General features: G+C 69.2%; 12 protein-coding genes and 1 pseudogene. 8 read left to right on the forward strand and 5 right to left on the reverse strand.

Annotation, left to right across the window (positions count from 1 at the left end; genetic code table 11):
* Both K8V84_RS21210 and K8V84_RS21215 read left to right on the forward strand, forming a co-directional pair.
* Positions 1–714, forward strand: a 714-nt coding sequence (locus tag K8V84_RS21210) for a hypothetical protein (RefSeq protein WP_304077773.1), incomplete at its 5' end; no start/stop codon positions are given.
* Positions 715–1110: 396 nt separating this feature from the next.
* On the forward strand, positions 1111–2376 hold the full coding sequence (locus tag K8V84_RS21215; protein ID WP_304077776.1) for a DNRLRE domain-containing protein: 1266 nt from the start codon (positions 1111–1113) through the stop codon (positions 2374–2376).
* A gap of 573 nt (positions 2377–2949) precedes the next feature.
* Here K8V84_RS21215 and K8V84_RS21220 read toward each other — a convergent pair.
* On the reverse strand, positions 2950–4836 hold the full coding sequence (locus K8V84_RS21220) for a PASTA domain-containing protein (RefSeq protein WP_304077779.1): 1887 nt from the start codon (positions 4834–4836) through the stop codon (positions 2950–2952).
* A gap of 154 nt (positions 4837–4990) precedes the next feature.
* On the opposite strand from K8V84_RS21220, the gene K8V84_RS21225 reads away from it, so the two are divergent.
* The 3 genes from K8V84_RS21225 (at position 4991) to K8V84_RS21235 (ending at position 7147) form a co-directional block, all read left to right on the forward strand.
* Positions 4991–5929 (forward strand): GNAT family N-acetyltransferase, encoded by a 939-nt coding sequence (locus K8V84_RS21225; protein ID WP_304077782.1) that lies wholly within the window; start codon positions 4991–4993, stop codon positions 5927–5929.
* A 187-nt stretch (positions 5930–6116) separates the two neighbouring features.
* On the forward strand, positions 6117–6851 hold the full coding sequence (locus K8V84_RS21230) for a thioesterase (protein ID WP_304077785.1): 735 nt from the start codon (positions 6117–6119) through the stop codon (positions 6849–6851).
* A complete protein-coding gene (locus K8V84_RS21235) occupies positions 6848–7147 on the forward strand; it encodes a hypothetical protein (protein ID WP_304077788.1) in 300 nt (99 codons plus the stop codon). The genes K8V84_RS21230 and K8V84_RS21235 overlap by 4 nt, the downstream gene beginning before the upstream one ends.
* A gap of 75 nt (positions 7148–7222) precedes the next feature.
* On the opposite strand, the gene K8V84_RS21240 is transcribed toward K8V84_RS21235, so the two are convergent.
* Positions 7223–7450, reverse strand: coding sequence for a hypothetical protein (locus K8V84_RS21240; protein WP_304077791.1), 228 nt, complete (start codon positions 7448–7450; stop codon positions 7223–7225).
* A 353-nt stretch (positions 7451–7803) separates the two neighbouring features.
* On the opposite strand from K8V84_RS21240, the gene K8V84_RS21245 reads away from it, so the two are divergent.
* The gene (locus K8V84_RS21245) at positions 7804–8121 is read left to right on the forward strand and encodes a hypothetical protein (protein ID WP_304077807.1); all 318 of its coding nucleotides are present in this window, start codon (positions 7804–7806) and stop codon (positions 8119–8121) included.
* Between the two features lie 193 nt (positions 8122–8314).
* Here the strand turns inward: K8V84_RS21245 and ilvD are convergent, their stop codons facing one another.
* Complete coding sequence (gene ilvD / locus K8V84_RS21250) at positions 8315–10045, reverse strand: dihydroxy-acid dehydratase (protein WP_304077794.1); 1731 nt, start codon at positions 10043–10045, stop codon at positions 8315–8317.
* A 551-nt stretch (positions 10046–10596) separates the two neighbouring features.
* On the opposite strand from ilvD, the gene K8V84_RS21255 reads away from it, so the two are divergent.
* Together K8V84_RS21255 and K8V84_RS21260 are read left to right on the forward strand one after the other, a co-directional pair.
* Positions 10597–11076, forward strand: a complete 480-nt coding sequence (locus K8V84_RS21255; protein ID WP_304077797.1) for a GNAT family N-acetyltransferase — start codon at positions 10597–10599, stop codon at positions 11074–11076.
* Positions 11077–11095: 19 nt separating this feature from the next.
* Positions 11096–11301: pseudogene (locus K8V84_RS21260) on the forward strand (hypothetical protein); the annotation flags it as partial.
* A 57-nt stretch (positions 11302–11358) separates the two neighbouring features.
* Here the strand turns inward: K8V84_RS21260 and K8V84_RS21265 are convergent.
* Positions 11359–11532, reverse strand: a complete 174-nt coding sequence (locus K8V84_RS21265) for a DUF397 domain-containing protein (RefSeq protein WP_304077802.1) — start codon at positions 11530–11532, stop codon at positions 11359–11361.
* Positions 11525–12251 (reverse strand): DUF5753 domain-containing protein (locus tag K8V84_RS21270; RefSeq protein ID WP_304077804.1); only part of this gene is annotated, 727 nt, incomplete at its 5' end. The genes K8V84_RS21265 and K8V84_RS21270, both read right to left, overlap by 8 nt.

The raw sequence follows: 12251 nt of genomic DNA on the forward strand, positions 1-12251 counted from the left end.
CTCCCCACAAGCCCCGAACGCTACGGCGAGGTCCGCTCTGAGACGCTGGAAGACCCCCGTCCCTCACTCTCCCCGGGGTTACGCATGGATCCCTTCCTTGGTCCGCTGGACATCCAGAAGCGCAGCGGCGACGAGCCGATCACGGCCGACGGTCGGCAGGTGAGCACCTTGCGCGAGTTCTGGAAATGGGCGTACTCGGACCCGGCCGGTAACACCGTGCGCGGGGTACTGGCCGAGTACCTGGTGGCCACGGCCCTGGGCGCCGAGGTGGAGGCGCGCCGGGAGTGGGACGCCGTCGACATCCGGACCCCACAGGGTTGGACGGTGGAGGTCAAGTCGTCCGCCTACCTGCAGTCATGGGCACAGGACAAGCCCTCGAAGGTCGACTTCGGGATCGCGCCCAGCGCGGCCTGGGACGCCCGGACCAACACCCGGTCCGACGACGTCCGCCGCCACGCCGACGTCTACGTCTTCTGCCTGCTGCACCACCGGGACAAGCGGACGCTGGACCCACTGGACCTGGCGCAGTGGACGTTCTACGTGCTGCCCACCCGGGTCCTGAACGAGCGGCATCCTGCCCAGAAGAAGATCGGGCTCTTCAGCCTGCACCGGTTGTCGCCGGTGCGGACCGACTACGCGGGTCTCGCCGAGGCAGCGGCCACAGCCGCCGAAGCGCAAGCCCAAGGCCGGTTCATCGATCCGACCACCCGTTAGGACCCTCGGTGGGTCCTCCTGGATACGAAGAACGTCGGACGTACCGGGTGCGCGACGACGAATCCCACCTTGAAAATCCGGGCCCACCTGTTTCGGTTTTCATGCTGTTCCGAAATGGCCGTATCTGTGTCTCGGTCCGGTGTGGAGTGGGCTTCGACCTGCGGGATGGCCGGCTTTCGGTTCGATGAGAACCGGTGTTCAGTGGTTGCCGAATAAGGGTCATGGGGTCCGTCCGGTTTTCTGGTGTAGGTAATTCTGGTTTAGGTCGGTATTTATATATCCGGGGTTTGTGGGTGGCTGTGTGGCTTTGGTAACTTCCATGTTGTTGGAACGGGGTGAAAATCCCCGATCCGATTCTTTTTCGGACTTTACTAGAATGTGCAGGCACTACCCGTAATGCGTCGTTCCCTGGCCCGTGCGACGGCGGCCTGTGCGGCTCACGCCCTGGCCTTCGCGCTGGGGACGTCGGTCGCTCCGGCCGCAGCCGACGAGAAGCCCCCCGCCGAAGCCGGTGACACGGCCTCGGTCGGCGCGGGATCCGGTCGGGTCGAATCCGATGACGCGTTCGCCTCCGCGCATTCTGACGGTGGCCGAATCGAGGTCGAGAGCGCCTCGTGGACCTACGTGGACCGTGCCTTCCCCGATCGTGCCTACGACGATGTCGAGACGCCGAGCGTGGGCACCGGGCACCTCGAATGGGACCGCGCCTACACCCGTAGGGCCCTGTTCCGATTCCCGGTCGAGTCCGCACCCGACGGCCTCGTGGAATCCGCCGTGCTGCGCGCCGAAGTGGTGTGGTCCTACGACTGCGTCGGCGATTCCGTCCTACAGCTGCATCGGGTCGACCCCTTCCACACCGGGGCCACCTGGAACGACCAGCCGACGGCTCGCGCCCTCCTCGACACCCGAGGTGTCACGGGCGGACAGGCCTCCTGTCCGGTGCACGGTGGCGTGGAGTTCGACGTGACCGAGGCCTACCGGTGGGCGATGGAGCGGGATGAATCCCACGTCCACCTGCTGCTCCGGGACCGCGACGAGTCTCAGAGCGCGGCCTGGCGTCGTTTCGACGTCGAGGACGATCCGCCGGTGCTGAGGATCGACCACGGCGCGCCGCGGGCTCGGGCCGGGTCCGTCGCCGATGACGGGCGCGCCCTGGAGACCGCACCCTCCCAAGCCATGGAAGGCCCCGTGCCTTCCGACGACCTCTCCCTTCGGGCGGGGGAGAGCGATGATGTCGGAGTCCACGACCTGGTCCCAGGCGTTCCACGCCGGGTCGGCGGTGAGTCGGTCCGTTCCCACCGGGGGGAACGGACCGGGTATCCGACCGTTCCGTGTGGTCGTCGAGGACGGGTGGAGGACACCGTTCCCACGGCTCGGGGACCGCCGAGGGCCGCCTGGTGGGAAGACGACGCCTTCTCTCCCGATGTGGCGCCCGTTCGGGTGGAAGGGACACATCGGTGGCGGTCCGAGGGAGCAGGACGGACCGTTCACGGAGCCCCGCGGTGGGGCGGGGCCCGCAAAGCGGTCAGGGAGTCGTGTCATCGCCGTGCAGGTCACAGAGCAGGGTGGCCGATCGCGGTGGCGGCGCGCTCCGAGCCGATGAGAGAAGTGTTCGTCCCGAGATCGGACGTACCCGGGGCAGAGCCTGGCGGGGCTCTGTGATGGGAAGTCGAGGCGGCTCGGAACCGTCTGTGCGCGTGGGCACCGCACAGGAGGGTTCCGGGTCGCCATCGGTGTCTCAGGGGTCGGCTGGTGGTCGCCGGGGATCTCGACACCGCCATGGCGCTTCGGGGCGGCCTCCGTACTGCGAGCCTCTCGGAAACCCCGGCGGATCGGATCGGCAGGCGTGCCGGGGAGGTCACCGATCCCCAGGGGCCACCGGGAAGGGTCGTCCGAGGTGTGTTCGTAGGTCGCGGCGCGGATCATCGCGAAGGTCCGGGCGGCGACCGACGGTCGGCCGGTGACCGGCGGTTCGCTCGCGCCCGGTGCGGTGGTGTCCGCGGCGACCGTGGTGAACGTGTCGACGTGGCAGGTCGTGTGCCGTGCTCCCACGAAGCGAACATGGACGCCGAGTCGGGGAGTGGTCGGGTGCGGAGCACCCGACGGGCGGCGAGGGCGAACCGAGACCGGAGCGGCCCGTCGGGCCCGGTGACGTCGATCCCGACCCCTCACCGATCAGATCGATCCGGCGGCCGACACCGCTGTGGCGTGAGTGGAGGAGTTCGGCCGCCCGCCTCAGCAGGTCCCGATCTCCTTCCAGGGACCCCACTCGGAACTCTCCGACGGCGAGATGCGGCCGGTCCACCAGATCGCCTCGTACTCGCGCCCCTCGTGGACGACCCGCGACCCCTCGGAGTAGCTTCCGCCCTCCGACCAGGGCTCGGAGGTGCACGTCGTGGGCTCGGGCGAGCCCGTCTCGGGCGACTCCTCCTCCGGTTCCCGGGCGTCCCCGTTCAGGGGGTCCCCGTCCTGTCCGTCGCCCTGGTCACGCCGCTCGTCCTCCCACTCCGAAGCATCGTTTCGCGGTTGCTCGTCGAGGGTCTGGGCCTCGTCGTCCTCGGGGCCGGGCGAGACCGTCAGGACCACGGTGGACGCGGGCTCGACGATCGCGCCGGCGGTCGGGGACTGGGAGACGACCTCTCCTTCGGGGCTCTCCGACTCCTCGGACACCACCACCTCGGCGGTCAGGCCGAGGGACTCAAGGGCCGTGCGGGCCTCCGCCTCGCTGCTTTCGACCAGGTCGGGCAGGGTGACGCCCTCGCTGACGGTGAGGGTCACGGGCGTGTCATAGTCCACGGTCTCCTCCGCCTCGGGTTCGGTCTCCAGCACGGTCCCCGAGGGCACGGACTCGGAGGCCTCCTGGGTGACCGTCACGTCCGTGAAACCGAGGTCGGCCAGTGTCCGACGGGCGTCCGCTTCGCTCTGGTCCACCAGGTCCGGCATCGGCAGGCGCTCGGGACCGATGGCCACCACGATGGTCACCGGGTCGTCGTCGGTGAGAGAGGCACCCGGTTCGGGGGTGGTGGCGGCGACCAGACCCGCGTCCACGTCGTCGTCATGGACCTGGTCGTAGGAGACGTCGGGGGAGACGGCGAGTCCGTCGATGTGTTCGGTGGCGTCCTCGGGGCTGAATCCGACCAGGTCGGGCATGGTGGCCACGACCGGTGCCGCCTCGGTTCCGTCGTCGGAGGAGGTGAGGGACCAGGTCAGCGACGCGGCCACGAGGAGGAGCAGGGCGGCGCAGGCCGCCGTGATGAAGAGGGTGCGGCGGCCCTTGGTCCTCTCGGCCGGCGGGGCGTGCTCGAAATCGTCCGGTTCCTCGGAAGGCTCTGTGGATCCGCCGTCGGCGGGCGCCGACGACGCGCCGGACGCGGCGTGCCGACCGGGGGCGACCGGGAGTCGCTCCCGTACTCGACGGACCAGGGCGCGGTAGCGGCCGGCGTCGCGCGGGCGGTGGTCGGGGTCGGCCGCGGTGGCCTTGTCCACCAGGAGGGCGAACTCGTCACCGGCCTCGGAGATCGCTCCGTCGGCCTCCTCGGCTCCCAGACCGGCGATCATGGCGCGCAGCAGCTCTCCCACGGCACGGACGTCCTCGCCGGGGTCCGTCACGGTCAGGGCGGGAGCGGTCGCCAGGGGCAGGAGGCGCACCGAACCGTCGTCGGCCAGGAACACGGTGTCGGGACCGACCGCCCCGTGCACCAGCCCTCGTTCGTGGAACTCCTCCAACACCGACAGGAGGGTGTCGATCACGTCCAGGGCCTCGCGCCTGGAGACGCGTTCGCCGAACCGGCCACCGACGATGTCCTTGAGGGGTTCGCCCGCGGGTACGTCGCAGACCACCCATGCCCGGCCGGCTTCGACTCCGTGGTCCCTGGTCCTCGGCAGGACGGGGTGGTCGATGTCTCGCAGTCGTCCCCAACGCGTGGCGGGTGCGTCCGAGTGCTCGGTGTCGGTCTCGTCGAGCAGCACGAGGACCGGCGTGTTCGCCACGAGGTCCCGGGCCTCGAACAGCAGCGTGTGGTCGTCCACGCGGGTGCCGTCGGCGCACCGGTAACGACCGGCCAGGGGCGCCGGGGGAACCGGGGGAGGGTACGCCGAGGAAGCGTGGGTGGAGGTCTCCATGAGGGGAATTCTATGGAGTCTGAAAGGTCTGATCTCCCGCCTTTCGGGCGAAAACGGGTGATTTGGTGGGTGGGTTCACATGGTCGCTGGTGGTGGCCGTGTCGTGGCCGAAAAACCTTCGACAGGGCGGGACGCTCTTGCGAGGCTTGCCGGCATGGGAGATTTCAGTAGGGCCGAACTGCGTCTGATGCAGGATCTGTCCCAGCGGGTGACGGCGGTGCGGCCGGAACTGGTCAACGGCGACGCGACCGTCGGCGAACTGGCCTGGGTCTGGGGCATGGGCTACGACACGTACGGGTCGTACTGGCGGCATCGGCTGTGGTTCGCCGACGACCGGCCGGTCGCCTGGGGGTGGGCGCGCCTGCCGTACCGGATCCCGCGCGGAGACGGGACGTTCCGCGAGAGGAAGTCGGCCGAGCTGGTCTGGCAGACGGAGCCGGACCGTCCGGAGCTGATCGACGAGGTCCTGGACTGGTACGAGGAGGTGGCCGGTGACGTCGACCGGACGATGATCGTGCAGATCGCCGACGCTCAGGCGCGTCGGCGGGTCGAGGCGCACGGATTCGTGTTCGACGACAAGGACGGGGGCGACGAGGGGCACTGGATCCAGACCAACGAAAGGGACCTGGTCCAGGTGCCGGAACCGGTGTTGCCCGAGGGGTTCCGGTTCGTGACGGCCGAGGACGTGTCGGCGTCCGAGGCGGTGAAGGCGCATCGGGACGCATGGCCGAACTCCCGGTTCAGCGAGGTGGGGCTGGAGAGGGTTCAGGGCACCTGGCCGTACCGGGGCGACCTGCACCTGCTGGTGCAGGCGCCGGACGGGACACTCGCCGCGTCCGCGATCGTCTGGCTGGACGAGGCCACTCGCTCCGCCGAGTTCGAGCCGGTCGGCACCCACGTGGACTTCCGGCGTCAGGGTCTGGGGACGGCGTTGCAGTTGCACGGCATGCACCGGGCCAGGGCGGCGGGGGCGGAGCGCATGGTGGTCGCCTGCCTGGGCGCGCCGGCGCATCCCTCCGCGCGGGGGCTGTACTACGGCGTGGGATTTCGGGAGTTCACCCGCGACGTGCCCTATCTCAAGACCGCCGGGTGAGGCACGGGTGCCGAACCGCGGGGTTCTGCGGGGTGACATGCCGTCGTTTCCGCCGGCGGGGCGCGGGGTAGGGGCGCGAACACATAGTTCGCAAAAGGTGCAAATCGGACTCTCGGTTCGATCTGCGGCGCCTGACGCCGTCGGGTCGACGCGCACCTACCCCACCGCTCGAAAGGGGGCGGAGTAAATGCAGCAGGACGCTCAGGATGGTCACGGGGCCGGTGGTTCCACGCGTCGTCGTACCCGCCATGGGGGACGCAGGAGGCACAAGGGGCCGGGGCTGCGGCCCGAACAACAGCCCGAAGCGGAGACCGGCCCCCTGGAGGGGCCTCGCTCCGTGAAGGCGAAGGAGAAGGTGCCGCGGCCGCGCGAGGAGCGGTCTGAACGATCCGAGCGATCCGAGCGATCCGCCCGCGCCTCCGCCAAGGACGATCCCGACGTCTACCTCGACATCCCGGTGGTGAAGGTCGACGAGATCGAACTGGACGTCGAGGATCTCGCGGCCTCCGTCTCACTGGAGGCCGACGTGCTGGACCTGCTCCGGTTGAAGGTGGGCGTGGACGTCCAACTCGGCCACGTCGGCCTCACCATCAAGGGGGTCGAGGCGCAGGCGCTGCTCAAGGTGCAGCTCGACAACGTGCGGGAGATCATCGCCCGGGTCCTCAAGACCATCGACTCCAACCCGCAGATCATCGAACACGTGGCCCGAGGGGTGGAGAGGTCGCTCGACGAGGTGTCGCAGGGCGCCGGTAATGCCGTCTCGGAGGCCGGGCGAGGCGCAGGTGAAGCCGTGGCTGGGGCCGGGCGAGGCGCAGGTGAGGCCGTCGCGGGGGCCGGACGAGGCGCCGGAAGGGCCTTGGAGGAGACGTCGAGCGCCGTCGGCGACGTGGTGGGGGACTTCGACGAGGAGGACGACGGATGAGACGCCGCCACGAGGACGGAGTGGACGACGTGGAGATCCGTGCGGCGGCGTCGGCGGAGGAACTGGTCTTCCACGAGGAACCGGACGTCCAGACCAGGGCGCGGGGGACCCCCGAACGCGAGAGCCTCTCGGTCCGCGAACGCGACGGGTTGCCCTGGCGGGTTCGTTCCGAGGAGGTGTATCGGAACATCCACGTCGATTACCGGCTCGCCGCTGCGGTGAGGGCGTCGGAGGAGGACTCCGAACCCGATCAGGGGGAGGACGACCGCGAGAGCGGGCCGCCGGCGAACGGGTGAACCGACCGACGCCGTCCGAGCTCCCCGCGGCCGGTCGGGAGCGCGTGGCCCCTCCCGACCGGCCATGCCTTCGGTTCACACGGTCGACGAGGTCTTCGATTCCTCCGCGCCCGCCGGGCGCCGTGACGAACGCAGCCGCGCCACCACGACGATGCCCACGGCCGGCAGGATGACGGCGTGGACGCCCAGGGTGATGTTGCCGGTGAACATGACACCCACGTCCCCCTGCCCGATCGCGAGTCCGCGCCGCAGTTCGGTCTCCGCCAAGGGACCGAGGATCACGGCGATGAGCACCGGTGCCACCGGGAGCGCCTGGGCGCCTCCCTCCTCGCCCAGAACGCGGGCAAGAGGTCACTGACCCTGAACCTGAAGTCCGCCGAGGGGCGGCGGGTGATGAGGCGCCTGATCGGCGACGCGGACGTGCCGGTGGAGAACTTCCGTCCAGGGGTCATGGACCGCCTGGGGTTCGGATGGGACGAACTACGAGACATCAATCCGGGGCCGGTGTACTGCGCCGTCTCCGGTTTCGGGGCCGACGGCCCGCTGAGTGACCGCCCAGCCTACGACCAGATCATCCAGGGGCTCTCCGGCATGTTGGACGCCACCGGAACCGAGGAGAGGGCCCCTTGCGAGCGGGCTTCCCCATCGCCGACGTCATGGGCGGAGTCGCCGAGGCGTTCGCCATCGGCAGCGCCCTCGCCCATCGCGAACGCACCGGCCGGGCCCCACCTCGACGTCTCCACGCTGGAGACCGCCATCACCGCCCTGGGGCGGGGCGCCTCCAACCACCTCTCGGTCGGCGTGGAACCCACCAGGATCGGAAACGAGAACGCCACCGCGGCGCCCTCCGGCACCTTCTCCACCGCCGAGGGCATGCTCAACATCGCGGCCAACAAGCAGGAACAGTACGAGATCCTGTGCCCCCGGATCGGCGCCCCCGCACTCCTCGACGACCCCCGCTTCGCCACACGTGAGAGCCGCAAGGCCAACCGCGCCGAGCTGCGCGAGGTGATCGAGGAACACCTGGTGAAGCGGAGCGCGGCCGACTGGGAGCAGATCCTCTCCGAGGCCGGGGTTCCCACGGCCCGGGTCCTCAGCGTTCGCGACGCCCACGAACTCGAACAGATCGACCACCGCGGCCTCGTGCGCACGCTCCCCTTCCGCGGGTCACTGCGTGATGGCGCCGGTGGACGCGGAGCGGACGAGCTTCGCGTACTTGCCGAGGACACCCTCCGGGAACCTGTTGGGCAGAGGCCGCCAGTGGGCCCGGCGCGCCTTGAGCTCCTCCGAGTCGACGTGGAGAGCGATGGTGCGCTCGGGGATGTCGACGGTGACGCGGTCCTCCTCGCGGATGAGGGCGATGGGGCCGCCCTCGACCGCCTCCGGGGCGATGTGGCCCACGCACAGGCCCGTGGTGCCACCGGAGAAACGGCCGTCGGTCAGCAGCAGGACGTCGCGGCCCAACCCCGCGCCCTTGATGGCGGCGGTGATGGCCAGCATCTCCCGCATCCCGGGGCCGCCCTTGGGACCCTCGTAGCGGATCACCACGACATCCCCCTTGCGGATCTCACCGGCGCTCAACGCCTCCAACGCCGCCTGTTCGCGTTCGAACACACGCGCGGGGCCGGTGAAGACCGCGGTGTCGAACCCCGCGGTCTTGACGACCGCCCCCTCCGGTGCGAGTGAACCGCGAAGAACCGTGATGCCACCGGTGGGGTGGAGGGGGTCGTCGAGGCGGTGGAGGACCTTTCCGTCGATCGGATCCGGTGCGAGTTCTTGGAGGTTCTCCGCGACGGTCCCGCCCGTGACGGTGAGCGCGTCACCGTGCAGGAGGCCCTCGTCCAGGAGCGCCTTCATCAGAACAGGGATGCCGCCGACACGGTCGACGTCGTTCATGACGTACCTGCCGAACGGCTTGAGGTCGCCGATGTGGGGGACGCGGTCGCAGATCCGGTTGAAGTCGTCGAGTTCGAGATCGACCTTCGCCTCGTGGGCGATGGCGAGCAGGTGCAGGACGGCGTTGGTGGATCCGCCGAGCGCCATGACCACGGTGATGGCGTTCTCGAACGCCTGCTTCGTCATGATGTCGCGCGCGGTGATTCCCTGTTCGAGCATGGCGACCACCGCCTCACCGGAGCGGTGCGCGTAGTGGTCGCGGCGCCGGTCGGCGGACGGGGGAGCGGTTGAACCGGGCAGGCTCATGCCCATCGCCTCGGCGATCGCCGCCATGGTGTTGGCCGTGAACATGCCACCGCAGGCGCCCTCGCCGGGGCAGATGGCGCGTTCGATCCGGTCGAGGTCATCGACGCCCATCCGCCCGGCCTTGCAGGCTCCGACGCCCTCGAAGGCGTCGATGAGTGTCACGTCCTTCTCGGTACCGTCCGACAGCTTCACCCACCCGGGCGCGATGGTGCCCGCGTACATGAAGACGGAGGCGAGGTCCAGGCGTGCTGCCGCCATGAGCATGCCGGGGAGCGACTTGTCGCAGCCCGCCAGCAGGACCGACCCGTCCAGGCGCTCCGCCTGCATGACCGTCTCGACCGAGTCGGCGATCACCTCGCGTGAGACGAGGGAGAAGTGCATGCCCTCGTGCCCCATGGAGATGCCGTCGGAGACGGAGATCGTGCCGAATTCCAGGGGGTAGCCGCCACCGGCGTGCACGCCGCCCTTCGCCGCGCGGGCGAGACGGTCCAGGGAGAGGTTGCAGGGGGTGATCTCGTTCCACGAGCCGGCGACACCGATGAGCGGTTTGTCCCAGTCGCCGTCGCCCATGCCGAGTGCCCGGAGCATGCCACGGCTGGGGGCGGCCTCGACACCGTCGGTGACGGTGCGGCTGCGCGGTTTCGGATCGATGCCCATATCGGTGCCTCGCATGGAGTCGTCGGTGGACCGGTTCACGGATTCCCTCCCCGCGGCCCGCGGTCGGAAGCGGGGCGTCGGTCGGCGCGGACCCTGGTCGGCGCACACCCCGGCCTCCCCGCGGGCCCGGTGTGTTCCGTGCCTTTCCTGTTCGGGCGCCCGCCAACCCTGTTGCGGAGACTTCGATGCCGAGGAACCGGAGAGGTTCGATGACCTGACCGGTTTCTCGGCCCTGGGATGGGTGACGGGACTTGGCTGCCGGTGGGTGAGTTTTCCGACCAGCCGTGACACGAGAAGTAGCACGTAACGTGGGAGCCGGTCGCCCGATTCTCCCATTCGCACGCGTGACCGCCACGCCCATCGCTCGCCGGCTGTGGCCGCCACCCGGGGTATCGAGCCCTGCAGATCCGGGACCCGGCGGTGATCCCGTGTTGTCACCGGAGTGTGGTGCGAGGTACGGCCGAATCCGGGCTTGAGGAAGGTCGGGCCGATGCCTCGGCGTGGTCGCATGAGCTCACCGGGTACCGGAAAGCGGTCGGTCCGCTCTCTCGATAATGGACCGTTGGGGAAGGGAACGAGAGGAACAGCCCGTGATCGTCACCCCCTTTCGACTCGAACACGTCAGCGAGGTCCAGCGGCTCATGGAGCTGGGAGGCCCCCACCTGCACGCACGCACTCTCTCCGACTACTGGCTCTACGCCACGCTGTTCTCCTCTACCTGCCCCTTGGCCATCGATGACGATGGCACCGTCATCGGAGCGGTGGTGGCCTTCCGAAGCCAGGACGATCCTGCGGACGTCTACGTGCAGGACGTCGTCGCGCATCCGCGGCATCGCCGTAAGGGCGTCACACGGGCGCTCTTGCGGAGTGTCCGGTGCCAGGCGGAGGAGTGGGGGTGCCGTCGTCTCTACCTCACGTCCGAACCGGACAACGAGGCGGCCCACGCTACTTGGCCGGCCCTGGGCTTCCTGAACGTCCCCGGTGATCAGGAAGTCAACGGAGTCCTTGTCCGCACCGATTTCAAGGGGCCTGGCCGTGGTCGCGCGGTGTATGAGTTGCGGCTGCGCTGAACTCTGTGGGGCGGAGGCCGGCGACTTCGAGACCGCCAACGCCCTGCTGGGCGAACTCGGTTACACCCCAAGGCCTACCAGGAGAACCGTCGGCACGGCTTCACGTTGGACGGAGCCCGAATGGAAATCGACACCTGGCCTCGCATTCCCGCGTATCCGGAGATCGAAGCCGACGGTCGGGTCGCGGCCGACGCTCCGTTCTTCGATGAAGAGGGCGGAGGGTGATGGTGGTCCCGACCCGCAAAGAGGACCTGGAGAACGATGAGGTCGTCGCCCAACGGATTACCGGTGGTGGAGGGTGGTCCCGATGAAGGCGCCCCACTCCTCGCGGGTGAAGGACAGGTGGCCCAGCTCCCTGTTCTGGGTGTCCCGCACATCGGCCCCGGCCTGGTGCTCCCGAGCTTCGACGCACTCGTTGTTGCCGCCGCTGTAGGACGACTTGTGCCAGTCAGTCACCGTTGATCCTCTTCATCTCGTCTCGGATAGCTCTCAGGGTCTCATCCGGTCCCCACGCCGCCCCTTGGAGGGCGGCGAACCACATGCGGTAGCGCCCCACCTCGTTGGTCGCGGTGATGATCTGACCTTGGTGGGCCGACTCCACGTAGACCACTTCGGGTTGGTCGGCCGAGGTGATGACCCGGAAGGGGCCGTTGTTGCCCGCGTGCCGGGGTTCGTCCACGGGGACGACCAGGAGGTTGACCCGTTCCGCCTCCACCAGGTCCGCCACGTACCGGAGCTGTTCCAGCTGGACCTCGGGTGACCCGTAACGGCGCATGAGCAGGGATTGGTCCACCACGAGCCAGATGATCGGGGAGAGGGCTTTGGCCATCTGCTGTGCCCGCCGAGCCCGTTGTCGGGCACGCTCGGTGATCTCATTGATCGACAGCCAAGGAGCGCCGTAGCGGATCACGGCACGCGAGTAGGCCTCGGTTTGAAGGTAGACCGGGAAGACCAGGGCCTGGTACTCGTACAGGGCATCCGCCCCGTGGGTGCGCTCGGCGATCTCGTGTAGCCAAGCCCGTCGGCCGGACCCGGTGAGCTCCTCCCAGAGCCGTTCCAGGCGGCCACCACCTTGCAGGATCTCGTCGAGAGTACGGCGCAGCCACGGCCTCGGTACAGCCTTGCCCTTCTCGATGTCGGACACATGGGAGTTGCTGATCGTGGTGCCGCGCCGG

The organism is Nocardiopsis listeri (assembly GCF_020741345.1).
Classification (GTDB): domain Bacteria; phylum Actinomycetota; class Actinomycetes; order Streptosporangiales; family Streptosporangiaceae; genus Nocardiopsis; species Nocardiopsis listeri_A.